Origin of the sequence: Rhizobium sophorae (genome assembly GCF_013087515.1) — a bacterium.
Lineage (GTDB): Bacteria > Pseudomonadota > Alphaproteobacteria > Rhizobiales > Rhizobiaceae > Rhizobium > Rhizobium sophorae.
This window is the reverse complement of record NZ_JABFCN010000009.1, coordinates 73,584-97,969: the sequence shown is the minus strand read 5'-3', so window position 1 is coordinate 97,969 and position 24,386 is coordinate 73,584. Positions and strand designations below refer to the sequence as shown.

Below are 24,386 nucleotides of genomic sequence, written 5' to 3'. Positions count from 1 at the left end.
GGCCGCGTCACCCGCGGCCTTTTTCGTTTCCGGATCTACATGCGCCCTTTCAGAGTTCGGTGTAGTCGATCTCGAGAAAGTCGGCGACCTCGGGCACCCAGCGGTCGCGCACGAAGGCGACATGCAGTGGATGGACGTTGTAGACGTCATAGCCAGCCTGATCGTCGAACTCCATCGAGAAGCCGAAGGTAAAATCATTCTTTGGACTCGTCTGCCGAAGCTGCTCGAAATTCCGAACGCTCGGGATATTGGCAAGCACCAGCGCGCCAGCGAGGAATGACGTTTCTTCGGCCGAGCCAGCTTCGTGCTTCAGGCGGAATGCTACAGTGTGGCGGATCATGATTTTGTCCATTCAGAGGTGCGAAAGAAATTCAGTCGAGAAGAGCGTCAACGGGAACGATGGGATAGGGGATACCGGTCATGAAGGATATCGCAGCGGATTGACGATATCGATCCCGTCGAAATCTTTCTCGTTATCCGTGACGACAATGCATCCGTTGGCCTCGGCGACAGCCGCGATGATCATGTCGAGGCCGCTGCGTGGTCGGCCTTTGGTCCTTCCATCAGCCATCAGCCGTGCCCAGATCAGACCGGCCTTCTCGTCGAATGCGAGGATACGATCGGCAAATAGGGCCTGCGGACCCTCCGGCCCTGAAAACCATGCCTCCAACTGATCGCGCTTCTTGCCGGCAGGGTTATCGAGAACGCCGCATCGGATCTCGGCGACGGTAAGGGAGGAAATGAAGAGGTCTGTGTCGGTCTGAGCGGCCATCCAGGCCAGCAGGGACTCCGATGGCGCCGGCTTGGTGACAATGCTGAGAATGTTCGTGTCGAGCAGATAGCGCATCAAGGATCGACTTTGCGACCTTCCTCACGAGGGCGCGTGAGGTCGAGATCTGCGCCGACCATGGGAGAGCGGCGGAGCGCTGCCAGGATGCCGCCCCTCTGAGGAGGCTCGCCGGTAATCGATTGACTGACGACCGCACGCAAACGCGAGGCATCCGAGCTAGATACCGGCAGGGCCGACCTTACGTCAGTGCCGCCCTGATCTTTTCGGCATTGCCGGCCAGCACGGCACCGTCCTCCATTTTGCCGGAATGCGGCTTGAGGGCCATGCCCTCATGCCGCGGGATAACGTGGAAATGTAGATGGAACACCGTTTGACCGGCGGCCGGCTCGTTGAACTGGGCGATGAACACGCCATCGGCGTCGAAGACGTCTTTCACCGCATTGGCGATCTTCTGGACGACGATGATCGCATGGGTAAGGGTGGCTGGATCGGCATCCAGAATATTGCGCGACGCCGCCTTCGGAAGGACGAGCACATGGCCCGGCGCCTGCGGCATCACATCCATGAAGGCGATGGTATGCTCATCCTCGTAAACCCGGTGTGAGGGGATTTCGCCGCGGAGGATCTTGGCGAAGATGTTGTTGTCGTCATAAGCGGCCGGGCTGGTCATCACGAAATCTCCTCGTTTTTCACAGCGCCGTGCGTCTTTTCAAACGCGCAAAGGACGCTGTCGCACTTTGAATTGCTGCAAAGTTTTATCCTTAAATCGATTCCGATTTAAGGAATATGCGTCGTTGAGCGGATAGCGCGGCCGGTGCGGTGGCGTCAATCCTCCTGCTGACGTTCGCCCTTGCGGAAAGGGCTGTGCTCGGTCAGCAACTCGCTCATCTGTTCGACATCGGCGCGCTCGCGGGCGAGATAGTCGCCGATCGCCCGGCGAAGGCCGGCATGAGCGACATAATGGGCAGAATGCGTTGTCACCGGCAGGTAACCGCGGGCGAGCTTGTGTTCGCCTTGCGCTCCGGCCTCGACCCTTTTCAGCCCTTTCGACAGAGCGAAGTCGATCGCCTGGTGATAGCAGACCTCGAAATGCAGGAAGGGGTGATCCTCGATGCAGCCCCAGTGACGGCCGTAGAGCGTATCGCCGCCGATGAAGTTGATCGCGCCGGCGATATAGCGCCCGTCGCGCTTGGCCATGACCAGCAGGATGTCGTCGGCCATGCGCTCACCGATCAGCGAATAGAACTTGCGGGTGAGGTAGGGCCGGCCCCACTTGCGGCCGCCGGTATCCATGTAGAATTTGAAGAACTGATCCCAGATGCGTTCCGTCAGGTCGCGGCCGGTCAGCCAGTCTATGCTGATGCCGTTTTCGAGCGCGGCGCGACGCTCCTTGCGCAGCGCCTTGCGTTTGCGCGAGGCCAGCGTTTCCAGAAACGCCTCGTGATCGGCATAGCCGTCATTGATGAAATGGAACTGCTGGTCGGTGCGGTGCAGATAGCCGTCCATCTCGAAGACGCCGATCTCTTCGTCCGGCACGAAGGTGATATGGGCCGAGGAGATGCCGAGCCGGCGCACGACTTCCTTCAGGCTTTCGGCGATGGCGCTCTGGATCGGCAGCCGCTGCAAGCCTTCGGCGACAAGAAGACGCGGGCCTGTCGCCGGCGTGAACGGAATAGAGCACTGAAGTTTGGGGTAATAACGCCCGCCGGCTCGCTCGAAGGCGTCGGCCCAGCCATGGTCGAAGACATATTCGCCCTGGCTGTGGCTCTTGAGATAGCCGGGCAGGGCGCCGACCAGTTCGCCGCGATCGGTTTCGAGCATCAGGTGGTGGCCAAGCCAGCCGGTATGGGCATCGGCCGAGCCGGATTCCTCCAGCGACGATAAAAATGCGTGCGAAACGAAGGGGTTGTAGGCAAGCGTGCCGCAAGTCTTCGATGCCCCGGAAAGCCTGGACCAGCTCTCCGGGGAAATCGCGGTGAAGGAGCGTTCTACGCGAATGGATAGTTCATCAGTCATGGAGCAAATGCGAAGCCTTTGGGGGATGGTCTCGGCTCTGCTTCAGTCTGCGCATGATCTTGGCCAAAAAGCGAGCGTCAAGCAGGCACACGCGGATCGAAGCCTTCGAAGGTCATCTGGTCTGCATTGGCGAATGTGCGTCGGCGCGCCTCTTCGTCACGCACCGTCCAGGTGATGACGGGAATGCCCTTTTCGCGTTGACCTGTGATGAAGGCATTCGGCAGGTCGTCATAATAATAGGAGATGAAATCGAGACCGATCTCCATCGCATCCGCATGCGTCCTGAACTCCTCCGGCGTGTTGCCGTTGGCGGTCAGCCCAAGTGGGTAGGGGGAACCAAGCGCTTTCAGATCGCGCAGCAGCCAATGGTCGAAGCTCATCAGCGCCGCCTTGCCCTCATAACCTTCGAGGACTTCGAGCACGGCTTCGGCGAAACCTTCGTCATCGGCCTCGCGCCCCTTCAGCTCCAGCACCAGCGGCACCTTGCCCTCGACGAGATCGAGGAGATGGCGCAGCGTCGGCACCTTGTCGCGCGTGCCGCCGATGGCGATCAGTCCGAGTTCCCGGGAGGTGCGCTCGCGGATATCGCCGTTGAGATTGCACAGGCGCTGCAGGTCCTCGTCGTGAAAGATGACCGGTACGCCGTCGGAGGCGTAATGCAGATCGCACTCGATCGCAAAGCCGGCTTCGACGGCGCGCGCGAAGGCCGAAAGCGTATTTTCCCAGACGAGTCGGTTGAGGTCGTGATAGCCGCGGTGGGCGACCGGCAGGTCCCTGATCCAGTCTGCATTAGTCATTCTGCGATTTCCATGATAGCATCAATCTCGACGGCGGCGTTCAGCGGCAGGGCGGCCATGCCGACGGCGGCACGCGCATGTTTGCCGGCCTCGCCAAGCACGCCGGCAATCAGGTTCGAAGCGCCGTTGATGACGAGATGCTGCTCGACGAAGTCGGGCGCCGAGGCGACGAAGCCGTTCAGCTTGATGACGCGCCGGATGCGGCCGAGATTGCCGCCAAGTGCCGCCTTCGCCTGGGCAAGGATGTTGATGGCGCAGAGTTCGGCGCCGCGCTGGCCTGTTGCAACGTCGACGGTTTTGCCGAGATGGCCCGAGATAGTGACCTTGCCGCCTTCGAGTGGCAGTTGGCCGGAGATGTAGAGAAGATTGCCGCTGATGACATAGGGAACGTAATTTGCAGCCGGTGCTGCGGCTTCGGGCAGGGTTATCCCCATCTCAGTCAGGCGCGCTGCAATTTCATCGGACATTTTCGTCTCCGCTTTTGTTGTCAATTCTTCAAAAATTATGCATCAAGACTAGAATCTTTAATATGACAGTTTCGAGCCTCGATTTGGCCGAAAGCGTTCTTATAACATCGCGACCGAGTCCAACAGGAGTTAATGAATGTTCCGATCGAGTCTTGTCGCTCTGCTTCTCGCCAGCGTTTCCGCCAATGCATGGGCGGCTGCGCCCGCGGTGAGCGCTGCGATCGCGACCGGCCTCGTCGCCCATCGCGCGGTCTACGATCTGGAACTGAAGGACGCTTCGGACCGCTCCGGCATCGCCGCCATGTACGGTCGCATGGTCTATGAGTTCGACGGCAGCTATTGCCGGGGCTTTACGACTAACTTCCGCTTCGTGACGCAGATCGACACCGGCGATAGCGTGCGTGTCAGCGACCAGCAGACGAAGACATTCGAGAACCTGAAGGACGGCAAGTTCACCTTCGACACCAAATCCTTCACCGACGAACAGCTCGATAAAGAGGTCAACGGCGCGGCGCAGGACCAGCCGGATGGCGTCAAAGTCGATCTCAAGCAGCCAGCGAGCCGCGAGCTGCAGCTTTTAGAAAGCCGTTTTCCCACGGAACATATGCTCGACGTGATCCAGCACGCCAAGGACGGCAAGCGCTTCTTCGAGGCGCGCGTTTTCGACGGTTCGGACGACGGCGACAAGTCGCTGGCGACGACGACGATCGTCGGCAAGCAGCAAACGCCTATCGCCGAGGAAGCCGATGCCGGCAATGCCGGCGCCTTCTCCAAGACGGCCTTCTGGCCGGTAACGATCGCCTATTTCAACGAGAGTGCGAAATCGGATGCTTTGCCGGTCTACCGCATGTCCTTCAAGCTCTATGAGAACGGCATCACCCGCGACCTGACGATGGATTACGGCGATTTCGTCCTGACCGGCAAGCTCGCCAAGCTGGAGCTGCTCGATCGCAAGGCCGAGGTTTGCAAGTAGGCGACGACATCTCGCCTGTCATAAAACTGTATCATAAAGTTCACTATGGTTCGGCGATCAGCGATGACTGAGTCGCCGTCTGACGTCCTGCTTTTCGGGTCGGTGCGATCCTGGCGGCCAAGCCATTGCGATGACGTCTATCTGCTAGACTGCTTTGACCACTACGCATCGCAAGCTTGAAAGCCCGAACCATGGCCGACACCGATCTCGCGACTGTTCAGAATGCCGCCCTGCCGGTTGTGGTCGCCGATCCGGCGGAAATTGCCCGCATTTCCGATAGCATCGATATCACCGACCGGGCCGGCATCTCGGTCTATGGCGACCGCGCCCAGCAGGCGGTCAGCGATTATGCCGACAGGATCCTGCGGGAAGTCCGCAACAAGGACCTCGGCGATGTCGGCCGCTTGCTGACCGACATCATCCACAAATCGAGAAGCCTCGATCCGGCATCGCTGAAGGATAAGGGTTTCCTCAGCCGCATGTTTCTCTCTGCCAAGGCCCGGCTCGAACGCTTCAAGGCAGAGTTCGAAGACGTGGCCGGCCAGATCGACCGGATCGGCCTGGAGCTCGACCGCCATAAGGATACGCTGAGGCGCGACATTGCGCTGCTCGACGACCTGCATGAGGAAACCAGGCAATCGATCATGCGGCTCGAGGCCTATGTTCAGGCCGGCAAGACTTTCGCCGAGCGCTTCCGCAGTGTCGATTTGCCAAAGCTGAAGGCGCAAGCAGAGGCGGCCGCGGCCGGCCCCGGCGGCGGCATGCTGGAGGCGCAGAGCTATCAGGATAGCCTGCAAGCGCTCGACCGGCTGGAAAAGCGGGTGTTCTACCTGCAGCAGGCTCGCCAGCTCGGCATCCAGCAATTGCCGCAGATCCGCATCGTCCAGGCGGGTGACGAGACGCTGATCGAAAACCTGCAGGCGACGTCGGCGCTGACGGTGCCGGCCTGGAAGCAGAAGATGGTGATCCTGCTCGGCCTGACGCGGCAGAAATCGGCGCTCGACCTGCAGAAGGCGGTGACCGACGCCACCAACGACATGATCCGCCAAGCATCGGAAATGATGAAGGATCAGGCTATCGCCATCGAGCAGCAGTCGCAGCGCGGCATCGTCGATATCGACACGCTCGCCAAGGCCAACAAGGATCTGATCGATACCATATCAGGGGTGCTTCAGGTTCAGGAGGAGGGGCGCCGGAAGCGGGCGCTCGCCGAGCAGCAGATGGAGCAGATGACGGTCGAACTCAAGAAGGCTATGACCCAGGCGTGATCGGCAAGATGACGATGCGAGCACTGCTTTCCGGTCTGGCACTTCTTGCCGTTCTGCCCCTTGCCGGCTGCAATCCCTTCGGGCAGGGGCCGGATTTCTCGATCGTATCGGGATCGGAGAACACCGTTCTGCAGCCGATCGTCGAAGAATTCTGCAAGCAGAAGAGCGCCACCTGCACCTTCAAATATGAAGGCACGCTCGATATCGGCCTGGCGCTGCAGAGTGACCAGGGCGTCGTGCAGGATGCGGTCTGGCCGGCCTCCAGCGTGTGGGTCGACATGTTCGACACCAAGCGCCGCGTCAAAAGCCTGACCTCGATCGCTCAGACGCCGGTGGTCTTGGGCGTGCGCAGGTCGAAGGCTGAGCAGCTCGGCTGGATCGGCAAGGACGTCTTCATGAGGGACATTCTCGCTGCGGTCGAGAGCGGATCGCTGAAGTTCCTGATGACCTCGGCGACGCAATCCAATTCGGGCGCCAGCGCCTATCTTGCCATGCTGTCGAGCGCGCTCGGCAACAAGCCGGTGATCGAACCCGGCGATCTCGACGACAGACACGTCCAGGAGAGCGTCCGGTCGCTGCTGTCAGGTGTCGTGCGCTCTTCCGGCTCTTCCGGCTGGCTTGCCGATCTCTATGTCGAATCCGCCGGCAAGGGCACGGTCTATGACGCGATGTGGAATTACGAGGCGGTGCTGAAGGAAACCAACGACAAGCTGGCCGCCCTGTCGCAGGAGCCGCTTTACGCGATCTATCCGGCCGATGGTGTGGCCGTGGCGGATTCGCCGATCGGTTTCGTCGATCATGGCCGAGGGCCTGAAGTGCAGACCTTCTTCAACGATCTGCTCGCCTATCTCAGCTCGGCCCCGGTGCAGCAGCGCATTGCCGATACCGGCCGACGCATTCCGCTGACCGGCGTTGCCGCAAAGCCGGAGCCAGGCTGGAATTTCGATCCCGCCCGATTGGTGACGGCGATCCGCATGCCGGAGGCGAGCGTCATCCGCCAGGCGCTCAACCTTTATCAGGCCGCGCTGCGCAAACCGTCGCTGACCGCGCTCTGCCTTGATTTTTCCGGTTCAATGCAAGGTCACGGCGAGGACCAGCTGCAGAAGGCGATGCGTTTCCTGTTGACGCCCGACGAAGCGAGTAAGGTGCTGGTGCAATGGTCGCCCGCCGATCAGATCATCGTTATTCCCTTCGACGGCAGCGTGCGCAACACTTTCGTGGCGAGTGGAAATCCGCTCGAGCAGGAGGGGCTGCTGAACGAGATTTCCCGGCAGAAGGCCAATGGCGGCACGAACATGTATGCCTGCGCCGCACGGGCTCTGCAGCAGATTGCCCGAACCGACGGGCTCTCGACTTATCTGCCTGCCATCGTCATCATGACCGATGGCAAGTCCGATGATCAAAGCCAGGCCTTCACCAGACAATGGAACGCGATGGAGCCGCATGTGCCGATTTTCGGCATCACATTCGGCGATGCCGACAAGACCCAGCTCGACAGCCTCGCCAAGCTGACCTCGGCGCGCGTGTTCGACGGCGGTTCGGATCTCGCCACCGCTTTCCGCACCGCGCGAGGCTACAATTAGGACAGGCATGCGCAACTGGCTCGGCAATGACGGCAACTGGATCGTGGCGGGACTGGCGGCGGCAATCACCGTGCCGCTCTTGAGCTTTGCCGCCGGCATGCCCTTCTGGATCGCCGCCATCATCGCCCTTCTGGTCTTTGCCGGCCTGGTCATTCTGCTCGCGCCGCGCCGGCTGTTCGAAGGCCTCGATATCAAGAGCATCGGCAGCGGGCGCGTCGCCTTTGCCCGCGACCTGCTGGAGGCCGCCGTGCCCTTTGCTGAGAGGCTGGAGACTGCCGCCGACACGATAAGCGATCGTCAGATGGCAACCGCGGTCCGGCATCTTGCTGAAATCGCCGCCGATGTCTTTCGCAAGGTCGAGGCCAAGCCCGAGAGTGCCAATGCCGTGCGGCGGTTCCTCTCTTATTATCTGCCGCGTGCCGCCGAGGTGGCGGAAGGTTTTGCCGTGATCGAGGCGAAGCGCGTTCCAGACCCCAAGCAGTTGCAGGAGGTGCGCGGCGTGCTGGTGAAGCTCGAAGAGGCTTTCGTCCATTATGCCGACAGCCTGGTCGATGAGGAGCTCGGCACGCTCGACACCGATCTGCGCCTCATCCAGGCATCACTCAAAGAGGATATCGGACGCTGATGGCCCTTTCTCGTCGCGCCTTTGGAGTGGGACTGCTCGGAGCCGGCGTCTTCGGCACCGGCGGTTATTTCGCTGTCCGGGATCGGCCGGAATTGCAGGGCCTGCTCGGCAGCCGCACGACGCTTTTCGGCTTCGTCGGTGGCGAGAAGGAAGCCTTTCTCGCCGATCCCGACGTCGTCAGGGCGCTCGGCGGATACGGATTGACGGTGGACAGCCGCGTCGCCGGTTCCGTCGAGATGGTGCGCGAACCGGCGCTGCTGTCGCAGCATCCGCAATTCCTCTGGCCATCCTCCTCGATCATGGTCGATATCGCCAGGCAGAACGGCATTTCTATTCGCAACGACCGCGTCATGCTGAACACGCCGGTCGTCGTCTATTCCTGGCAGCCCGTCGTCGATGGACTGATGAAAGCGGGATTGGTGACGGTGACGAACGAAGGCCATCATCAGCTCGACCTCAAAGCGCTGCTTGATGCGATCCTGGCCGGATCCGACTGGTCGAAACTCGGCGTCAATTCGCTCTACGGCCGCGCCCGCATCGTCTCGACCGATCCCAACCGCTCCAATTCCGGCTTCATGTTCGCAGGCCTGGTGCTCAGCCTGTTCAGCGGCAATGTCGCGACATCCGGCGACCTTGCTACGTTTGGCGGCAAGGTGCAGGCGATCTTCCGCAACATGGGGTTCAAGTCGCCGTCCTCGGGCAAACTTTTCGACCAGTATCTCGCAGGCGGCCTCGGCGGCGAGCCGATGATCGTCGGTTATGAGAACCAGCTGGTCGAATGGATCCTCGCCGATCCAGCACGCTGGGAGCGCATCAAGGCGAGCGCCGGCGCAAAGCCGGTGGTGCTCTATCCGCGCCCGACCGTCTATTCGGCGCATCCGCTGATCGTCGTCGACGAGAATGCCAACCGACTGATCGAAGCGCTGGTGAGCCCGAAGCTCCAGGGGCTTGCCTGGACGAGGCATGGCTTCCGCGGTCCGCTGGGGACCGCCACCGGCAACGCCGACAGCGCAATCGGCACCCTGCTGCCGGCTGAGGTCGATGCCATCCTGCCGATGCCCGACGCAGGCGTCATGCTGTCGCTGCTGCCGACGCTGGCAAGCTGAGCTACCAGGTTTTTTCGGCATAAGCCTTGCTTTTGCGCCAAATCGAATGTATGGGCACCGGCATTCCACACGTAAGGCATGGGATCGTCCGGGAGAAATCCGGGCTGTTCCGCCCGGTGGCATCCTCGAAGAGGGTGCTGTTCGCCTTGCGGAGGTTCAACCGGAAAAGGAGTAACAAGGCATGGCATTGCCTGATTTTTCTATGCGCCAGCTTCTTGAGGCAGGCGTCCACTTCGGTCACCAGACGCATCGCTGGAACCCGAAGATGAAGCCGTATATCTTCGGCGATCGCAACAACATTCACATCATCGATCTGGCCCAGACCGTTCCGATGCTGTCGCGCGCCCTTCAGGTCGTCAGCGACACCGTTGCCCGCGGCGGCCGCGTTCTCTTCGTCGGCACCAAGCGCCAGGCGTCTGAGATCATTGCCGACAGCGCCAAGCGCTCGGCCCAGTACTACGTCAACTCGCGCTGGCTCGGCGGCATGATGACGAACTGGAAGACGATCTCCAATTCGATCCAGCGCCTGCGCAAGCTCGACGAGATTCTGAACGGCGAAGCCCAGGGCTTCACCAAGAAGGAACGCCTGAACCTCGAGCGCGAACGCGAAAAGCTGGACAAGGCTCTTGGCGGTATCCGCGATATGGGCGGCACGCCCGACCTGATGTTCATCATCGACACCAACAAGGAAAAGATCGCGATCGACGAAGCCAAGCGCCTCGGCATCCCGGTTGTCGCCATCATCGATTCGAACTGCGATCCGGACCTGATCGACTATCCGATCCCGGGTAACGACGACGCATCGCGCGCGATCGCTCTTTATTGCGAGCTGATCTCCCGTGCCGCCATCGACGGCATTGCGCGTCAGCAGGGCTCTTCCGGCCGCGATCTCGGCGCATCCATCGAAGTTCCGGTCGAGCCGGCTCTCGAGGAAGCAGCCGAAGGCTGATGAAAGCGGGCGGATCGAAAACTCCGCCAAAGCTTACAGAGACTGGGAAAGGCCGCTCGCGACTCATCGAAGTTCGGCGGCCTTGCCTGTTTCAAGAGGAGGGCGTCAGGCTCTCCGCCCGATAAGTTTCGTTATGACGCGTCTTCATCACGCTGTCATACATACAGGTACATTTCGTGCCTCAATCCGGTGCCGAGCCGCGCTTTGCGACCCACCGTATGAACCGACAAGAGGAAGCTAATGAGCGAGATTACGGCTGCAATGGTGAAGGAACTGCGCGAAAAGACCGGCGCAGGCATGATGGACTGCAAGAAGGCTCTTGCTGAAACCGCCGGCGACATGGAAGCGGCAATCGACTGGCTGCGCGCCAAGGGCATCGCCAAGGCCGACAAGAAGTCCGGCCGCACCGCTGCCGAAGGCCTCATCGGCGTTTCGAGCCAAGGCACCAAGGCCGTCGTCGTCGAAGTCAATTCCGAAACCGACTTCGTCGCCCGTAACGATGCCTTCCAGGAACTCGTCCGCGGCATCGCCAAGGTCGCTGTTTCGACCGACGGCAGCGTTGACGCCGTTGCCGCTGCGACCTACCCGGCATCCGGCAAGTCCGTGTCCGACACGATCAAGGATGCGATCGCAACGATCGGCGAGAACATGAACCTGCGCCGTTCGACCGCTCTCTCGGTCGAGGACGGCGTCGTCGCCACCTATATCCACAATGCTGTTTCCGACGGCCTCGGCAAGCTCGGCGTTCTCGTCGCGCTGAAGTCGACGGGCGACAAGGACGCCCTGAACGCCATCGGCCGCCAGGTCGCCATGCACATCGCCGCCACCGCGCCGCTGGCGATCCGCCCGGAAGAAGTCGATGCCGCTGTCGCCGAGCGCGAGCGCAACGTGTTCATCGAGCAGTCGCGTGCTTCCGGCAAGCCGGACAATATCATCGAGAAGATGGTCGACGGCCGCATGCGCAAGTTCTTCGAGGAAGTCGCCCTTCTCTCGCAGGCTTTCGTCATCAATCCGGATCTGACGGTCGCTGCCGCCATCAAGGAAGCCGAAAAGGCCGTCGGCGCGCCGATCGAAGTCGCCGGCATGGCCCGCCTGCTGCTCGGCGAAGGCGTCGAGAAGGAAGAGACCGATTTCGCCGCCGAAGTCGCGGCTGCCGTGAAGGGTTGATCTTCCAGTCATAATTGGGAAAACACGAAGGGCATCGCGTGACAACGCGGTGCCCTTCGTGTATCGGGCATTCACGGCAATTTACGAGGAGCCAAGATGTCTTTAGAGCCTGTCTATAAACGCGTTCTACTCAAGGCTTCCGGCGAAGCGCTCATGGGTGGCCAGGGTTTCGGGATCGATGTGACGGTGGCAGACCGCATTGCATCCGACATCGCCGAGGCAAGGCATATGGGCGTGGAAGTCGGCGTCGTCGTCGGTGGCGGCAATATCTTTCGCGGTGTCGCGGTAGCGTCCAAGGGCGGCGACCGGGTCACCGGCGATCATATGGGCATGCTCGGCACCATCATCAATGCGCTGGCGCTGGCGACCTCGCTGCGCAAGCTGAACATCGATACGGTGGTGCTTTCGGCCATCTCCATGCCCGAGATCTGCGAGAGTTTTTCGCAGCGCGCAACCCTCTATCATCTGTCGATGGGACGCGTGGTGATTTTTGCCGGCGGCACCGGCAACCCCTTCTTCACCACCGATTCCGCCGCAGCACTCCGCGCTGCCGAAATGGGTGCGGAAGCGATCTTCAAGGGCACGCAGGTGGACGGCATCTACACCGCCGACCCGAAAAAATATCCCGATGCGACCCGGCTCGACCGGCTGACGCACCAGGAAGTGCTGGACAGGGGGCTGGCGGTGATGGACGTTGCCGCCGTGGCGCTAGCCAGAGAAAATTCCATTCCGATCATCGTCTTCTCGATCCACGAGAAGGGTGGTTTTGCCGAAATCTTGACGGGCGGTGGCCTCAAGACCATCGTCTCCGACAACTGATATAAGCTGCGCCGCGGTTTCGGCGCAGCCCTCGCTAGAACATGATGATTTTAGGCCCGTTTGGCCTGAAAGCTGAATCATGTTCTACATTAAATAGTAAGAGCATGATGGCGCCCGAAAACCGCTGACACTTTTCGGGCATCATGCTCTGGACGGGAGCATCGACATGAGTGAAGGTATCGACATCAAGGAACTGAAACGCCGCATGGACGGCGCGATTTCCGCATTCAAGAGCGACATCGCATCGCTGCGTACCGGCCGTGCTTCGGCCAACATCCTCGACCCGGTGACGATCGAGGCCTATGGTTCGCGGATGCCGCTGAATCAGGTCGCCAACATCACCGTGCCCGAGCCGCGCATGCTGTCGGTTTCCGTCTGGGACAAGTCGATGGTCAGCGCCGTCGAGCGCGGCATCCGCGAATCCAATCTCGGCCTCAACCCGATCGTCGACGGCCAGAACCTGCGTATTCCGCTGCCGGAGCTGAACGAGGAGCGCCGCAAGTCGCTCGTCAAGGTGGCGCACGACTATGCCGAAAAGAGCAAGGTGGCGATTCGCCATGTCCGCCGCGACGGCATGGATGGCCTGAAGAAAGCCGAAAAAGACGGCGTAATCGGCCAGGACGAGAGCCGGGCGCAGTCGGAACGTGTACAGAAGATGACGGACGAGACGATTTCCGAAATCGACCGCTTGCTTGGCGAGAAGGAAAAGGAAATCATGCAGGTCTAGTGGATCTGTGCCTTTGCCTGGAAAGACCGGACGGGAAATGTCGGAATCTGTATTTGTGACTGTGCCAGAGCATGTTGCCATCATCATGGATGGCAATGGCCGTTGGGCCAAGCAGCGTGGCTTGCCGCGCACGATGGGCCATCGCAAGGGCGTCGAGGCGGTGCGCGAGACAGTCCGCGCCGCCGGTGCGGCCGGCATAAAATATCTGACCCTCTTTGCCTTCTCCTCGGAGAACTGGCGCCGGCCAGAAGCCGAGGTCTCCGATCTGCTCGGCCTGCTCAAGGCTTTCATCCGGCGCGACCTCGCCGAGCTCCATCGCCAGAACGTGCGGATCAAGGTGATCGGCGACCGCCACAGCCTGCGCAGCGACATTCTGGGCCTCTTGCTGGAGGCGGAGGAGACGACCAAGGACAACACGTCACTGACGCTCGTCATCGCCTTCAACTACGGTTCGCGCGACGAGATCGCCCGCGCCGTCGTCAGCCTCGCCCGCGATGTCGAGGCCGGCCGCCTGAGGGCGCAGGACATCACCCCGGCACTGATCAACGCCCGTCTCGACACGGCCGGCATTCCCGATCCGGATCTCATTATCCGCACCAGCGGCGAAGAGCGGCTTTCCAACTTCCTCCTCTGGCAGGCCGCCTATTCGGAATTCATTTTCCTTCCGGAATATTGGCCGGATTTCAGCCCCGAGATCTTCCGCTCGGCGCTCGAGACATTCGCCTCTCGTGACCGGCGCTTCGGCGGCCTGTCGTCGCAGGCGGCCGCGGTCGGCACCTGATGCAGAGGGAATTGAAGCTCCGCATCGTTTCAGGAATGATTCTTGCGGCCATCGTTCTTGCCGCCACCTGGTATGGCGGCCTTGCCTTCCGTATCCTGGCGGTCGTGATCGGCCTGCTGATCTATTATGAATGGTCGAAGATCACCGGCATCGCGCGGGATTGGGTCGCCAATGCCGTCGGCTGGATCGGCGAGGCGGCGATTGCCTTCCTGGTGCTTGTCGGCAATTTCGAATTCGCCGCCGGCATGCTGGCCGGCGTCACCGCCGTCGGCATCGCCCTGATCATCCTGCAGGGCACGAGCCGCTGGTTTGCGGCCGGCCTGTTTTATGCCGGCGCCACCGGCCTGGCGCTTGCCGCGATCAGAAGCGATGACCGGCCTGGCCTTTACGCCATGCTCTTCGTCTTTGCCGTCGTCTGGGCAACCGATATCCTTGCCTATTTCGTCGGCAGGGCGCTTGGCGGGCCGAAGCTTGCCCCTTCGATCTCGCCCGGAAAGACTTGGTCAGGTGCAATCGGTGGCGCCGTTTCGGCGGTCGCAGCCGGCGTCGTTCTCGTCCATTTTCTCCTTCCGGGCGCTGAAATCATCGCCGCCTTCGTGGCACTCGTTCTCTCGGTTTGCAGCCAATCGGGCGATCTTTTCGAATCGTTCATCAAGCGGAAATTCGGCGTCAAGGATTCGAGCCGTCTCATTCCGGGCCATGGCGGCGTCATGGACCGTGTCGACGGACTGATTTTCGCCTGCTTTTCGGCGTTCTTGCTTGCTGGGCTTTTTTCCCTGATAAAGGGGGCCGAAATGACGTCGCTCGGCGCGGCATTGTTCGGACTCTGACAACGCGGCAGTCTGACGGAAGGGACTCATGGAAACGATGAGCGGCATATACGCATTTCTGATGGGGAACATCGTTACCTTCATCCTCGTGCTGTCACTGCTCGTCTTCGTGCATGAGATGGGCCATTACCTCGTCGGGCGCTGGAGCGGCATTCGCATCCTTGCCTTTTCCGTCGGCTTCGGTCCGGAGATCTTCGGCTTCACCGACCGCCACGGAACGCGCTGGAAGATTTCGGTGATCCCGCTTGGCGGCTACGTCCGGTTCTTCGGCGACGAGGATGCCTCGAGCAAACCCGACACCGACAAGATCGCCGCCATGTCCGAGGAGGACAAGGCGCGCTCCTTTGCCGGCGCCAAGCTGTGGAAACGCGCTGCAACCGTCGCGGCTGGCCCGATCGCCAATTTTCTGCTGGCGATCGCCATCTTCACCATTCTTTTCTCGGTCTATGGCCGCACGATCGCCGATCCCGTCGTTGCCGAGGTCAAGCCCGACGGCGCTGCCGCTGCCGCCGGCATCCTTCCAGGCGACCTTCTCGTCGCCATCGATGGCGGCAAGGTCGAGACATTCGACGACGTGCGCCGTTATGTCGGCATCCGCCCGAGCCAGAAGATCGTCGTGACGATCGAGCGCGCCGGCCAGAAACTTGATGTGCCGATGGTGCCGCAGCGCGTAGACACGACCGACCAGTTCGGCAACAAGGTCGAGCTCGGCCAGATCGGCATCGTCACCAGCCGGGAGGCCGGCAACTTCCGCCTGAAGACCTATACGCCGCTGCAGTCGCTGCGCGAGGCTGTGATCGAGACCCGCGACATTGTCACCGGCACCTTCAAATATATCGGCAACATCTTCAGCGGAACGATGCGCGCCGATCAATTGGGCGGGCCGATCCGCGTGGCGCAAGCTTCGGGCCAGATGGCGTCGCTTGGAATAGGCGCAGTGTTGCAGCTTGCGGCGGTGCTTTCTGTTTCGATAGGATTGCTTAACCTGATGCCGGTTCCGGTACTTGATGGCGGCCACCTGATGTTCTATGCGGTGGAAGCGGTGAGGGGGAAACCGCTCGGCTCTTCGGCCCAGGAAATTGCATTTCGCATCGGCCTGGCGATGATACTGACATTGATGGTTTTCACGACCTGGAACGACATTGGCTCGTGGATAGGGTAAACGAGCAAGGCGAGGCCAATTACTATTTATTTACGATGTTTCAAGGCTGTAGTGGCGAATGGGTCACGCTTGCAAATGAAGTAAACAGAAATTAACGACCTGCCTTGCTTGTATGTCAAAAGCGGGTAAAACGACACACGTGACCGGAATCGGGTTCTCCTGAAGCCGAGGACGAGGGAAACAAAAGGTAATGGGTGAAATGAAGGCTGGTTCAAAGTTTTTGAACGCAGTATCGGCGGTTGCGCTGTCTGCTGGTGTTGTTGCTTCGGGCGCAGGTGCTGTGACGTTCGTTTCCGCTACGGCCGCTGAGGCCGCGGTCATCCAGCGCATCGATGTGCGCGGCGCAAGCCGTGTCGGCGCGGAAGCCGTTCGGTCGAACCTCACCATCGCTCCCGGAAAGAGTTTTTCGAACAGCGATATCGATGCCTCGGTCAAGCAGCTCTACGGGACGGGTTACTTCTCCGACGTCAAGATCTCGGTTTCCGGAAGCACGCTCGTCGTCAACGTTCAGGAAGCCCAGCTCGTCAATCAGGTCGTTTTCAACGGCAACCGCAAGATCAAGGACGACAAGCTCGCGACCATCGTCCAGACCCACGCCGCAGGCCCCTACAGCGATACTCAGATTCAGGCCGACATCCAGTCGATCAAGGAAGCTTATGCTGCCACCGGCCGCAGCGAAGTCGAAGTCACGACGCAGGTGGTGCCGCTCGGCGAAGGCCGCGTCAACCTTGCCTTCGTTATCAACGAGGGTGACCGCACCAAGATCGATTCGATCAACTTCGTCGGCAACAATGCCTACAGTGCCGGCCGCCTGGCTGCCGTCATCAACACCAAGCGTTCGAACTTCCTGTCGTTCCTGACCCGCAAGGACGTCTACAACGAAGACAAGCTCCACGCCGACGAAGAAGCGCTGCGCCAGTTCTATTACAATCGCGGCTATGCCGACATGCGCATCGTCTCTTCCGATGCCACCTTCGACGACGCGACCAACAAATACACGCTCACTTTCAACATCGAGGAAGGCCAGCGCTACGACTTCGGACCGGTGACCGTCCAGTCGACCGTCGAAGGTGTCGGCTCAGAGCAGCTGCTGCCGCTGGTGCGCACCCGCGAAGGCCAAGTCTATAACGCCAAGGAAGTGCAGAAGTCGATCGAGGCGATCTCCGATCAGGTGGCGTCTGCCGGTTATCCCTTTGCGCGCGTTACGCCGCGTGGTAACCGCGACCTCAACAACAACACGATCGGTGTCGAATATCTGGTCGACCAGGGCGAGCGCGCCTATGTCGAGCGCATCGAGATCCGCGGCAACAGCCGTACGCGCGACTACGTCATTCGCCGCGAATTCGACATGAGCGAAGGCGACGCCTTCAATCAGCAGATGATCACCAAGGCCAAGCGTCGCCTCGAAGCGCTCGGTTACTTCTCCTCGGTCAACATCTCCACCGCTCCGGGTAGTTCGCCGGACCGCGTCGTGGTGATCGTCGACGTGCAGGATCAGTCGACCGGTTCGTTCGGTGTCGGCGCGGGTTATGCCGCCGGCGGCGACGGCCTGCTGCTCGAAGCCTCGATCGAGGAAAAGAACTTCCTCGGCCGTGGCCAGTACATCCGCATCTCGGCCGGTGGCGGCCAGGAAGGTTCGCGCGCCTACGGCGTCAGCTTCACCGAACCCTATTTCCTCGGCTACCGCCTGGCGGCAGGCTTCGACGTCAACCGCAGCGAAACGTCGAGCAACGACGACTACGACTACGAGGAAACCAGCGTCGTCCTGCGTGTCACTGCGCCGATCACCGAAGATCTGGCGACGACCTTCCGCTATAACTACAAGCAGATGAAGTATGACGGCGATACCGACGACCTTTCGGCGACCTACGCCAATCTGGTCGACGAGAGCCCGTGGACACGCTCTTCCGTCTCTCAGACGCTGACTTACAACACGCTTGACGACACCGTCCTACCGCGTGAAGGCATCTATGCGACGGCGACGCACGAACTTGCCGGCCTCGGCGGCGACTCGCAGTTCTACAAGATCTACGGGAAGGCCCGTTATTACCACTTGCTCGCTGACGATGCCGATATCATCGGCTCGCTCTCCGCTTCGGCTGGTTATGTCGTCCCCTTGGGTGACCATCTGAACGTCTTCGACCAGTTTACGCTGAACAACGGCGATATTCGCGGCTTTGAGAACAAGGGTATCGGCCCGCGCATCCGCGGGGATAATGATGACCCGCTCGGTGGCACGACCTATTTCACGGCGTCTGCAGAAGCGACCTTCCCGATGCCAGGCTTCCCGCGCGACTTTAACCTGCGCGGCGCAGTCTTTGCCGATGCCGGCACGCTGTTCGGCAACGATGTCGAGCTTCTTGGGTCCGACCAGGCCGACGGCACCAGCGCTTCGCTGCGCGCGTCCGTCGGTGTCGGTGTCGTCTGGCAGTCTCCCTTCGGTGCATTGCGTCTGGATTACGCGATCCCGGTCCTCAAGGAAGACTTCGACAAGACGCAGAACTTCAAGTTTGGCATCAACAACCAATTCTGATATCGGCAGTCCGGAACTGTAAGACTCAATTCCGTTCTGGAGCATTGCCGATGGAGCAAAACGTTTTTTTTCTGCCCCATGAAGGTCTGAAGCTCGCTGAGCTGGCAGAGTTTCTTGGGGCGGAACTTGCTAATTCCGACTATGCCGATGTTATCGTCAGGTCCGTTGCCCCCATCAGCCGGGCCCGGGCGGGCGATGTCTGTTATATCCTGTCGCGTCGCAGCCGCGATGAGCTGGTGACATGCGAAGCCTCGGCAGTGATCTGCGACAAGGCGCTTGCCGATCTCGTACCCCCACACATCCCGGTCATCCTGTCGTCCAATCCGCATGCGGCTTTTGCGATGGCGGGCGGCCTGTTTTATCCCGCGGCATTGCACCCGGTCGTCTTTTCCGGTGAAAGCGAGATCGCGCCGAGCGCGGTGATCGATCCGAGCGCCAAGCTCGAGAAGGGTGTGATCGTCGAGCCGATGGCTGTCATCGGGGCGCATGCCGAGATCGGCGAAGGGACGCGCATCGGCGCGCACAGCATCATCGGCCCGAATGTCAAGATTGGCCGGGATTGTTCGATTGCGGCCGGCGCGAGCATTCTCTGCGCGCTGCTCGGCAACGGCGTCATCATCCACAACGGCGCCCGCATCGGCCAGGATGGTTTCGGTTATGCACCAGGCCCGCGCGGCATGATCAAGATCGTCCAGATCGGCCGAGTGATCATCCAGGATAATGTCGAGATCGGCGCCAACACCACGATCGACCGTGGCGCCATGGACGATACGGTGATCGGCGAAGGCACCAAGATCGACAACCAGGTACAGATCGGCCACAACGTTCAGATCGGCCGCCATTGCGCCATCGTCGCGCAGGTCGGCATCGCCGGCAGCACGAAGATCGGTAATGGCGTGCAGATCGGCGGCCAGGTCGGCATCAAGGGGCATGTGACGATCGGCGACGGCGTGCAGATCGCCGCCAAAAGCGGTATCATGACCGATCTTGCCGCCGGCGGACAATATGGCGGTATCCCTGCACGTCCGCTAAAAGAATATTTGAGAGATGCTGCGCAACTGGTGTCGAAGACCAGATCGCACGGGCGGAAACCTGGAGGCAAGCAAAATGACTGAGGAAGCCACGACAACGCTTTCTTCGGCTGACATCATTGAGATCATGAAGCTGCTGCCGCATCGTTACCCGTTTCTGATGGTCGATAAGATCATCGAGATCGACGGTGACAACTCGGCGATCGGCATCAAGAACGTCACGGTGAACGAGCCGCATTTCACCGGCCATTTTCCGGAATCTCCGATTATGCCGGGGGTCCTGCTGATCGAGGGCATGGCTCAGACGGCGGGCGCGATCTGTGCCAAGAAGGAAGGCCAGCCGGGAAATCTCGTCTACTTCATGACCATTGAGAATGCGCGCTTCCGCAAGCCCGTCGTGCCCGGCGACCGCGTCGAGTTCCACGTGAAGAAGCATAAGCAGCGCGGCAATATTTGGAAGTTCCATTGTGACGCCAAAGTCGACGGCGCGCTTGTCGCCGAGGCCGATATCGGCGCGATGATCGTTCGTAAGGATCAGGCATGAGCACTATCGCCGAAAGCGCCCATATTCATCCGATGGCCGTCGTCGAAGACGGGGCGACCATCGGTGAGGGCGTCAAAGTCGGTCCCTTCTGCTATGTCGGCCCGCATGTCGTCCTGCATGCGAATGTCGAGCTCCTAGCGCATGCGGTCGTAACCGGCCGCACAATGATCGGGAAGGGCACGCGCATCTTCCCGATGGCCGTCGTCGGCGGCGATCCGCAGAGTGTGCATCACGGCGGCGAGGAGACGACGCTGACGGTCGGCGCCAATTGCACGATCCGCGAAGGCGTGACGATGAACACCGGCACGGCCGATTTCGGCGGCCAGACGATCGTCGGCGACAACAACCTCTTCCTTGCCAATTCCCATGTCGCGCATGACTGCCGGGTCGGCAATCACGTGATCATGTCGAACAACGTCATGCTCGCCGGCCATGTCGTCATCGAGGATCGCGTCATCCTGGGCGGCGGCTCGGCCGTTCACCAGTTCACCCGCATCGGCCGCCAAGCCTTCGTCGGCGGGCTCTCGGCGGTGAGCTACGACGTCATTCCCTATGGCATGCTGAACGGCAATCCCGGGCTGCTGGGCGGCCTCAACGTCGTCGGCATGACGCGCGCCGGCGTCGACCGCGCCGTCATTCACAGGGTGCGCCGCGCCTACAAGTCGATCTTCGAAGGAACAGGCTCCGTCCGCGAAAACGCCGCCGCCATCCGCGAAGAATATGCCGATTGCGAGCAGGTGCTCCACATCCTCGACTTCATCGCCGCCGACAGCGACCGCGCCTTGTCCTCGCCGACCCGGGGGCAGAAGGGCTAATCCGTGGCTTTTTCCGGCGACACCGCTGCGGGCCGGCTGGCGATCATCGCCGGCGGCGGTCTTCTGCCTTCCTATGTCGCCGAAGCCGCGCGCGCGGCGGGCGAAAATCCCGTTATCGTCGCACTGAAGGACGAAAGCGACCGGCGCTGGGAGGGTTATGACCACGCCGTCATCGCTATCGGCGATTTCGCAGCCCTCGATGGGTTGCTCAACCGTTATGGTATCGGCCGTGTGGTGATGTCGGGCAGCGTGCGCCGCCGGCCGGAATGGCGCGAGGTGCGTCCGACGCTACGCATCCTGATGAAGGTGCCGGCCGCCATCCGCACGCTGCTGTCCGGTGGCGACGACACGGTTCTGCAGATGGTGATCCGGCTGATCGAGGGGAATGGCCGCCGCGTCGTCGGCGCCCATGAAATCGCCCCCGACCTTCTTGCCTCCGTCGGCCCGCTTGGCGCTGCAGCACCCGGCGAGGAGGACCGGCGCGATATCAGCCGCGCCGCCGAGGCCGCCGATATGCTGGGCCGGCTCGATGTGGGGCAGGGTGCCGTCAGCATCGGCGGGCGCGTCGTGGCACTCGAGGGTCTTGAGGGCACGGATGAGATGCTGGACCGTGTCACGGGTCTCAGAGCAGCCGGGCGCATCTCGCCGCGCCGCCGCGGCGCGCTGGTCAAGCTCTGCAAGCCACAGCAGGATATCCGCGCCGACTTGCCGGCGATCGGCGTTTCCACGGTCGTGAATGCAAAGAAAGCCGGCCTTGCCGGCGTCGCTGTCGAGGCCGGCCGCTCGCTGGTGCTCGATCGCGCCGCCGTTATCAAAGCCGCCGATGAGGCTGGGCTTTTCGTCTGCGGCATCGATCGCGGCCTGCCGGCATGGGGGCTCGAATGAACGGCGCGCCGCTGAAGATCGCCGTCATTGCCGGCGAGGTGTCAGGTGACCTGCTCGGTGCCGATCTCGTCGCCGCCCTGAAGCGGATTCATAGCGGACCGGTGGAACTCGTCGGCGTCGGCGGCGAGGGGCTGCAGGCCGAAGGCTTGAGATCCCTGTTCGATTTCTCCGAGCTGTCGATCATGGGTATCACCCAGGTGCTGAGCCGGCTGCCGAAACTCTATACCCTGATCCGCCAGACCACGGCTGACATCATCGCCGCAAGGCCTGATATTCTTCTCATCATCGACAGCCCGGATTTCACCCATCGCGTCGCAAAGCGTGTCCGCACCGCGCTGCCCGATCTGCCTGTTGTCAATTATGTCTGTCCAAGCGTCTGGGCCTGGAAGGAATATCGCGCCACGCGCATGCTCGCCTATGTCGATCATGTGCTCGCCGTCCTGCCCTTCGAGCCTGCAGTGATGCAACGCCTCAATGGCCCGGCGACAACCTATGTCGGGCATCGTCTGGTCGCCGACCCCGCTCTGTTGGAGACACGTCGCCTGCGCGTGGGAAGGCGACCCGGCAACGGTACGATCCTGCTTCTTCCCGGCTCACGCTCCTCCGAGATCCAGAAGCTTCTGCCCTATTTCGAGGTCGCAACGAACGAACTCGTCGCACGCAACGGGCCGACACGCTTCGTTCTGCCGACCGTAACGCACAAGGAGGCGCTTATCCGCGAAATGACGGCGGGGTGGGGGGTAAAGCCGGAGATCGTCGTCGGCGCAGAAGCAAAATGGAAAGCCTTTGCCGAGGCTGATGCGGCCATGGCGGCATCCGGAACCGTTATTCTTGAACTGGCGCTTGCAGATGTTCCCGTCGTCTCCGCCTACAAGGTCGACTGGATCATGCGCATGCTGACAGCGGGCATCAAGACCTGGACCGGCGCGCTGCCAAACCTGATCGCCGATTACGCGGTCGTCCCGGAATATCTGAACGACGTCGTTCGCGGCGCAAGCCTCGCGCGCTGGATGGAAAGGCTGTCGGCCGACACCTATCAGCTGAAGGCGATGAAGGAAGGCTACGATCTCATCTGGCAACGCATGCAGACCGAAAAGCCGCCGGGCGAGCATGCTGCCCGGATCCTTCTCGACGTGCTGAAAAAGAAAAAACCCGGTCGTTTCTGACCGGGTTTTCTTTTGGGTTCTTTCTGAAGCGATCAGCGCTTCGAAACCGGAATATAGTCACGCTTCGATTCGCCGACATAGAGCTGGCGCGGACGGCCGATGCGCTGTTCCGGATCCTCAATCATCTCGTTCCACTGCGCGATCCAGCCGACCGTGCGGGCGAGCGCGAAGAGCACGGTGAACATGGTTGTGGGGAAGCCCAGCGCCTTCAGCGTGATGCCGGAATAGAAGTCGATGTTCGGATAGAGTTTCTTCTCGATGAAATACTCGTCGGTGAGCGCGATGCGCTCCAGCTCCATCGCCACTTCGAGCAACGGATCGTCCTTAATGCCGAGTTCGCCGAGCACTTCATGCGTCGTCTTCTGCATGATCTTGGCGCGCGGATCGTAGTTCTTGTAGACGCGGTGACCGAAGCCCATCAGGCGGAACGGATCGTTCTTGTCCTTGGCGCGGGCGACATATTCCGGAATGCGGTCGACCGTGCCGATTTCCGTCAGCATGTTGAGGGCTGCTTCGTTGGCACCGCCGTGAGCGGGCCCCCAGAGGCAGGCAATGCCGGCGGCGATGCAGGCGAACGGGTTGGCACCCGACGAACCGGCGAGACGGACAGTCGAGGTCGAGGCGTTCTGCTCATGATCGGCATGCAGGATGAAGATGCGGTCCATGGCGCGGGCAAGCACCGGATTGACCACATATTCCTCGCAAGGCACGGCAAAGCACATGCGCAGGAAGTTCGAGGCGTAGTCGAGGTCGTTCTTCGGATAAACGAAGGGCTGGCCGATATGGTATTTGTAGGCCATGGCGGCAAGCGTCGGCATCTTGGCGATCATGCGCAGGCTGGCGACCATGCGCTGGTGCGGATCGGTGATGTCGGTGGAGTCGTGATAGAAGGCCGACAGCGCGCCGACGCAGCCGCACATGACGGCCATCGGATGCGCATCGCGGCGGAAGCCGGTGAAGAAGCGGCTCATCTGCTCGTGCACCATGGTGTGGTGCGTGACGCGGTAATCGAAATCCTTCTTCTGCACGGTGGTCGGCAGTTCGCCGTAAAGCAGGAGATAGCAGACCTCGAGGAAGTCGCCGTGCTCGGCGAGCTGCTCGATCGGATAGCCCCGATGCAGCAGAACACCTTCGTCGCCGTCGATGTAGGTGATTTTCGATTCACAGGATGCGGTCGAGGTAAAACCCGGATCGTACGTGAAGGAAGCCGTGTTCTTGTAGAGGGCACCGATATCGATGACGCTCGGGCCGATCGTCCCGCTTTTGACAGCAAGGTCGACAGACTTGTCACCGATTTTTATTGTAGCGCTTTGATCCGTCATGCTGATCCTCCGAAATGGCGGTGGCGCCAT

25 protein-coding genes are annotated in these 24,386 nt (G+C 61.1%); 18 read left to right on the top strand and 7 right to left on the bottom strand.

Going from position 1 to position 24,386, the window contains the following annotated elements; genetic code table 11:
• Nucleotides 1–49: 49 nt before the first annotated feature.
• From G9X64_RS05125 to G9X64_RS05100, 6 genes are all read right to left on the bottom strand, one after another.
• Nucleotides 50–340: a Dabb family protein gene (locus G9X64_RS05125; protein WP_171376074.1), complete on the bottom strand. Its 291-nt coding sequence runs from the start codon at nt 338–340 to the stop codon at nt 50–52.
• 78 nt (nt 341–418) lie between these two features.
• The gene (locus G9X64_RS05120) at nt 419–847 is read right to left on the bottom strand and encodes a PIN domain-containing protein (protein ID WP_171376207.1); all 429 of its coding nucleotides are present in this window, start codon (nt 845–847) and stop codon (nt 419–421) included.
• A 181-nt stretch (nt 848–1,028) separates the two neighbouring features.
• Nucleotides 1,029–1,460: an HIT family protein gene (locus G9X64_RS05115; RefSeq protein ID WP_171376073.1), complete on the bottom strand. Its 432-nt coding sequence runs from the start codon at nt 1,458–1,460 to the stop codon at nt 1,029–1,031.
• A 155-nt stretch (nt 1,461–1,615) separates the two neighbouring features.
• A complete protein-coding gene (locus G9X64_RS05110; protein WP_168308797.1) occupies nt 1,616–2,806 on the bottom strand; it encodes a GNAT family N-acetyltransferase in 1,191 nt (396 codons plus the stop codon).
• A gap of 77 nt (nt 2,807–2,883) precedes the next feature.
• Nucleotides 2,884–3,603, bottom strand: a complete 720-nt coding sequence (locus G9X64_RS05105; RefSeq protein ID WP_168316873.1) for a glycerophosphodiester phosphodiesterase — start codon at nt 3,601–3,603, stop codon at nt 2,884–2,886.
• Complete coding sequence (locus G9X64_RS05100) at nt 3,600–4,070, bottom strand: RidA family protein (RefSeq protein ID WP_168316874.1); 471 nt, start codon at nt 4,068–4,070, stop codon at nt 3,600–3,602. Before G9X64_RS05100 ends, G9X64_RS05105 begins: the two co-directional genes overlap by 4 nt.
• Nucleotides 4,071–4,206: 136 nt before the next feature.
• On the opposite strand from G9X64_RS05100, the gene G9X64_RS05095 reads away from it, so the two are divergent.
• From G9X64_RS05095 to lpxB, 18 genes are all read left to right on the top strand, one after another.
• Nucleotides 4,207–5,043: a cell envelope integrity EipB family protein gene (locus G9X64_RS05095; protein ID WP_168308800.1), complete on the top strand. Its 837-nt coding sequence runs from the start codon at nt 4,207–4,209 to the stop codon at nt 5,041–5,043.
• A 191-nt stretch (nt 5,044–5,234) separates the two neighbouring features.
• Nucleotides 5,235–6,311 carry a toxic anion resistance protein gene (locus tag G9X64_RS05090; protein ID WP_171376072.1) on the top strand — a complete coding sequence of 359 codons (1,077 nt, stop codon included), beginning with the start codon at nt 5,235–5,237 and terminating at the stop codon, nt 6,309–6,311.
• Between the two features lie 14 nt (nt 6,312–6,325).
• Nucleotides 6,326–7,894: a substrate-binding domain-containing protein gene (locus tag G9X64_RS05085; protein ID WP_171376206.1), complete on the top strand. Its 1,569-nt coding sequence runs from the start codon at nt 6,326–6,328 to the stop codon at nt 7,892–7,894.
• A 7-nt stretch (nt 7,895–7,901) separates the two neighbouring features.
• Nucleotides 7,902–8,519 (top strand): 5-bromo-4-chloroindolyl phosphate hydrolysis family protein, encoded by a 618-nt coding sequence (locus G9X64_RS05080; protein WP_171376071.1) that lies wholly within the window; start codon nt 7,902–7,904, stop codon nt 8,517–8,519.
• Entirely contained in the window at nt 8,519–9,625 is a 1,107-nt protein-coding gene (locus G9X64_RS05075) for a type 2 periplasmic-binding domain-containing protein (protein ID WP_171376070.1), read from the top strand. Before G9X64_RS05080 ends, G9X64_RS05075 begins: the two co-directional genes overlap by 1 nt.
• A 181-nt stretch (nt 9,626–9,806) precedes the next feature.
• Nucleotides 9,807–10,574: a 30S ribosomal protein S2 gene (rpsB, locus tag G9X64_RS05070; RefSeq protein ID WP_064654227.1), complete on the top strand. Its 768-nt coding sequence runs from the start codon at nt 9,807–9,809 to the stop codon at nt 10,572–10,574.
• A gap of 240 nt (nt 10,575–10,814) precedes the next feature.
• Nucleotides 10,815–11,741 carry a translation elongation factor Ts gene (gene tsf, locus G9X64_RS05065; protein WP_168316877.1) on the top strand — a complete coding sequence of 309 codons (927 nt, stop codon included), beginning with the start codon at nt 10,815–10,817 and terminating at the stop codon, nt 11,739–11,741.
• Between the two features lie 96 nt (nt 11,742–11,837).
• Nucleotides 11,838–12,560: a UMP kinase gene (gene pyrH, locus G9X64_RS05060; RefSeq protein ID WP_003539289.1), complete on the top strand. Its 723-nt coding sequence runs from the start codon at nt 11,838–11,840 to the stop codon at nt 12,558–12,560.
• 166 nt (nt 12,561–12,726) lie between these two features.
• Nucleotides 12,727–13,287, top strand: a complete 561-nt coding sequence (frr, locus tag G9X64_RS05055; RefSeq protein ID WP_018241888.1) for a ribosome recycling factor — start codon at nt 12,727–12,729, stop codon at nt 13,285–13,287.
• 37 nt (nt 13,288–13,324) lie between these two features.
• The gene (locus G9X64_RS05050) at nt 13,325–14,068 is read left to right on the top strand and encodes an isoprenyl transferase (protein WP_003539291.1); all 744 of its coding nucleotides are present in this window, start codon (nt 13,325–13,327) and stop codon (nt 14,066–14,068) included.
• On the top strand, nt 14,068–14,898 hold the full coding sequence (locus G9X64_RS05045) for a phosphatidate cytidylyltransferase (RefSeq protein WP_168308805.1): 831 nt from the start codon (nt 14,068–14,070) through the stop codon (nt 14,896–14,898). Before G9X64_RS05050 ends, G9X64_RS05045 begins: the two co-directional genes overlap by 1 nt.
• A 28-nt stretch (nt 14,899–14,926) precedes the next feature.
• Nucleotides 14,927–16,060 carry an RIP metalloprotease RseP gene (gene rseP / locus G9X64_RS05040; protein ID WP_168308806.1) on the top strand — a complete coding sequence of 378 codons (1,134 nt, stop codon included), beginning with the start codon at nt 14,927–14,929 and terminating at the stop codon, nt 16,058–16,060.
• Nucleotides 16,061–16,259: 199 nt separating this feature from the next.
• Nucleotides 16,260–18,593: an outer membrane protein assembly factor BamA gene (gene bamA, locus G9X64_RS05035; RefSeq protein WP_168308869.1), complete on the top strand. Its 2,334-nt coding sequence runs from the start codon at nt 16,260–16,262 to the stop codon at nt 18,591–18,593.
• A gap of 50 nt (nt 18,594–18,643) precedes the next feature.
• Nucleotides 18,644–19,708: a UDP-3-O-(3-hydroxymyristoyl)glucosamine N-acyltransferase gene (gene lpxD / locus G9X64_RS05030; protein WP_168308807.1), complete on the top strand. Its 1,065-nt coding sequence runs from the start codon at nt 18,644–18,646 to the stop codon at nt 19,706–19,708.
• Nucleotides 19,701–20,168, top strand: a complete 468-nt coding sequence (gene fabZ / locus G9X64_RS05025; protein WP_038688684.1) for a 3-hydroxyacyl-ACP dehydratase FabZ — start codon at nt 19,701–19,703, stop codon at nt 20,166–20,168. Before lpxD ends, fabZ begins: the two co-directional genes overlap by 8 nt.
• Nucleotides 20,165–20,983 carry an acyl-ACP--UDP-N-acetylglucosamine O-acyltransferase gene (lpxA, locus tag G9X64_RS05020; RefSeq protein WP_168308808.1) on the top strand — a complete coding sequence of 273 codons (819 nt, stop codon included), beginning with the start codon at nt 20,165–20,167 and terminating at the stop codon, nt 20,981–20,983. The genes fabZ and lpxA overlap by 4 nt, the downstream gene beginning before the upstream one ends.
• Nucleotides 20,984–20,986: 3 nt before the next feature.
• Nucleotides 20,987–21,868: an LpxI family protein gene (locus G9X64_RS05015; protein ID WP_168308809.1), complete on the top strand. Its 882-nt coding sequence runs from the start codon at nt 20,987–20,989 to the stop codon at nt 21,866–21,868.
• Complete coding sequence (gene lpxB / locus G9X64_RS05010) at nt 21,865–23,034, top strand: lipid-A-disaccharide synthase (RefSeq protein WP_168308810.1); 1,170 nt, start codon at nt 21,865–21,867, stop codon at nt 23,032–23,034. Before G9X64_RS05015 ends, lpxB begins: the two co-directional genes overlap by 4 nt.
• Before the next feature lie 32 nt (nt 23,035–23,066).
• On the opposite strand, the gene gltA is transcribed toward lpxB, so the two are convergent.
• On the bottom strand, nt 23,067–24,356 hold the full coding sequence (gltA, locus tag G9X64_RS05005) for a citrate synthase (RefSeq protein ID WP_171376069.1): 1,290 nt from the start codon (nt 24,354–24,356) through the stop codon (nt 23,067–23,069).
• Nucleotides 24,357–24,386: the final 30 nt, after the last annotated feature.

Coding starts and splice junctions, on each gene's coding strand:
- G9X64_RS05050 (WP_003539291.1), top strand. CDS start 13,325: ATGTCGGAATCTGTATTTGTGACTGTGCCAGAGCATGTTGCCATCATC.
- pyrH (WP_003539289.1), top strand. CDS start 11,838: ATGTCTTTAGAGCCTGTCTATAAACGCGTTCTACTCAAGGCTTCCGGC.
- G9X64_RS05090 (WP_171376072.1), top strand. CDS start 5,235: ATGGCCGACACCGATCTCGCGACTGTTCAGAATGCCGCCCTGCCGGTT.
- G9X64_RS05110 (WP_168308797.1), bottom strand. CDS start 2,806: ATGACTGATGAACTATCCATTCGCGTAGAACGCTCCTTCACCGCGATT.
- G9X64_RS05095 (WP_168308800.1), top strand. CDS start 4,207: ATGTTCCGATCGAGTCTTGTCGCTCTGCTTCTCGCCAGCGTTTCCGCC.
- G9X64_RS05120 (WP_171376207.1), bottom strand. CDS start 847: ATGCGCTATCTGCTCGACACGAACATTCTCAGCATTGTCACCAAGCCG.
- fabZ (WP_038688684.1), top strand. CDS start 19,701: ATGACTGAGGAAGCCACGACAACGCTTTCTTCGGCTGACATCATTGAG.
- G9X64_RS05080 (WP_171376071.1), top strand. CDS start 7,902: ATGCGCAACTGGCTCGGCAATGACGGCAACTGGATCGTGGCGGGACTG.
- G9X64_RS05115 (WP_171376073.1), bottom strand. CDS start 1,460: ATGACCAGCCCGGCCGCTTATGACGACAACAACATCTTCGCCAAGATC.
- gltA (WP_171376069.1), bottom strand. CDS start 24,356: ATGACGGATCAAAGCGCTACAATAAAAATCGGTGACAAGTCTGTCGAC.
- lpxB (WP_168308810.1), top strand. CDS start 21,865: ATGAACGGCGCGCCGCTGAAGATCGCCGTCATTGCCGGCGAGGTGTCA.
- frr (WP_018241888.1), top strand. CDS start 12,727: ATGAGTGAAGGTATCGACATCAAGGAACTGAAACGCCGCATGGACGGC.
- lpxA (WP_168308808.1), top strand. CDS start 20,165: ATGAGCACTATCGCCGAAAGCGCCCATATTCATCCGATGGCCGTCGTC.
- lpxD (WP_168308807.1), top strand. CDS start 18,644: ATGGAGCAAAACGTTTTTTTTCTGCCCCATGAAGGTCTGAAGCTCGCT.
- rpsB (WP_064654227.1), top strand. CDS start 9,807: ATGGCATTGCCTGATTTTTCTATGCGCCAGCTTCTTGAGGCAGGCGTC.
- tsf (WP_168316877.1), top strand. CDS start 10,815: ATGAGCGAGATTACGGCTGCAATGGTGAAGGAACTGCGCGAAAAGACC.
- G9X64_RS05045 (WP_168308805.1), top strand. CDS start 14,068: ATGCAGAGGGAATTGAAGCTCCGCATCGTTTCAGGAATGATTCTTGCG.
- rseP (WP_168308806.1), top strand. CDS start 14,927: ATGGAAACGATGAGCGGCATATACGCATTTCTGATGGGGAACATCGTT.
- G9X64_RS05125 (WP_171376074.1), bottom strand. CDS start 340: ATGATCCGCCACACTGTAGCATTCCGCCTGAAGCACGAAGCTGGCTCG.
- G9X64_RS05100 (WP_168316874.1), bottom strand. CDS start 4,070: ATGTCCGATGAAATTGCAGCGCGCCTGACTGAGATGGGGATAACCCTG.
- G9X64_RS05105 (WP_168316873.1), bottom strand. CDS start 3,603: ATGACTAATGCAGACTGGATCAGGGACCTGCCGGTCGCCCACCGCGGC.
- G9X64_RS05085 (WP_171376206.1), top strand. CDS start 6,326: ATGCGAGCACTGCTTTCCGGTCTGGCACTTCTTGCCGTTCTGCCCCTT.
- bamA (WP_168308869.1), top strand. CDS start 16,260: ATGAAGGCTGGTTCAAAGTTTTTGAACGCAGTATCGGCGGTTGCGCTG.
- G9X64_RS05075 (WP_171376070.1), top strand. CDS start 8,519: ATGGCCCTTTCTCGTCGCGCCTTTGGAGTGGGACTGCTCGGAGCCGGC.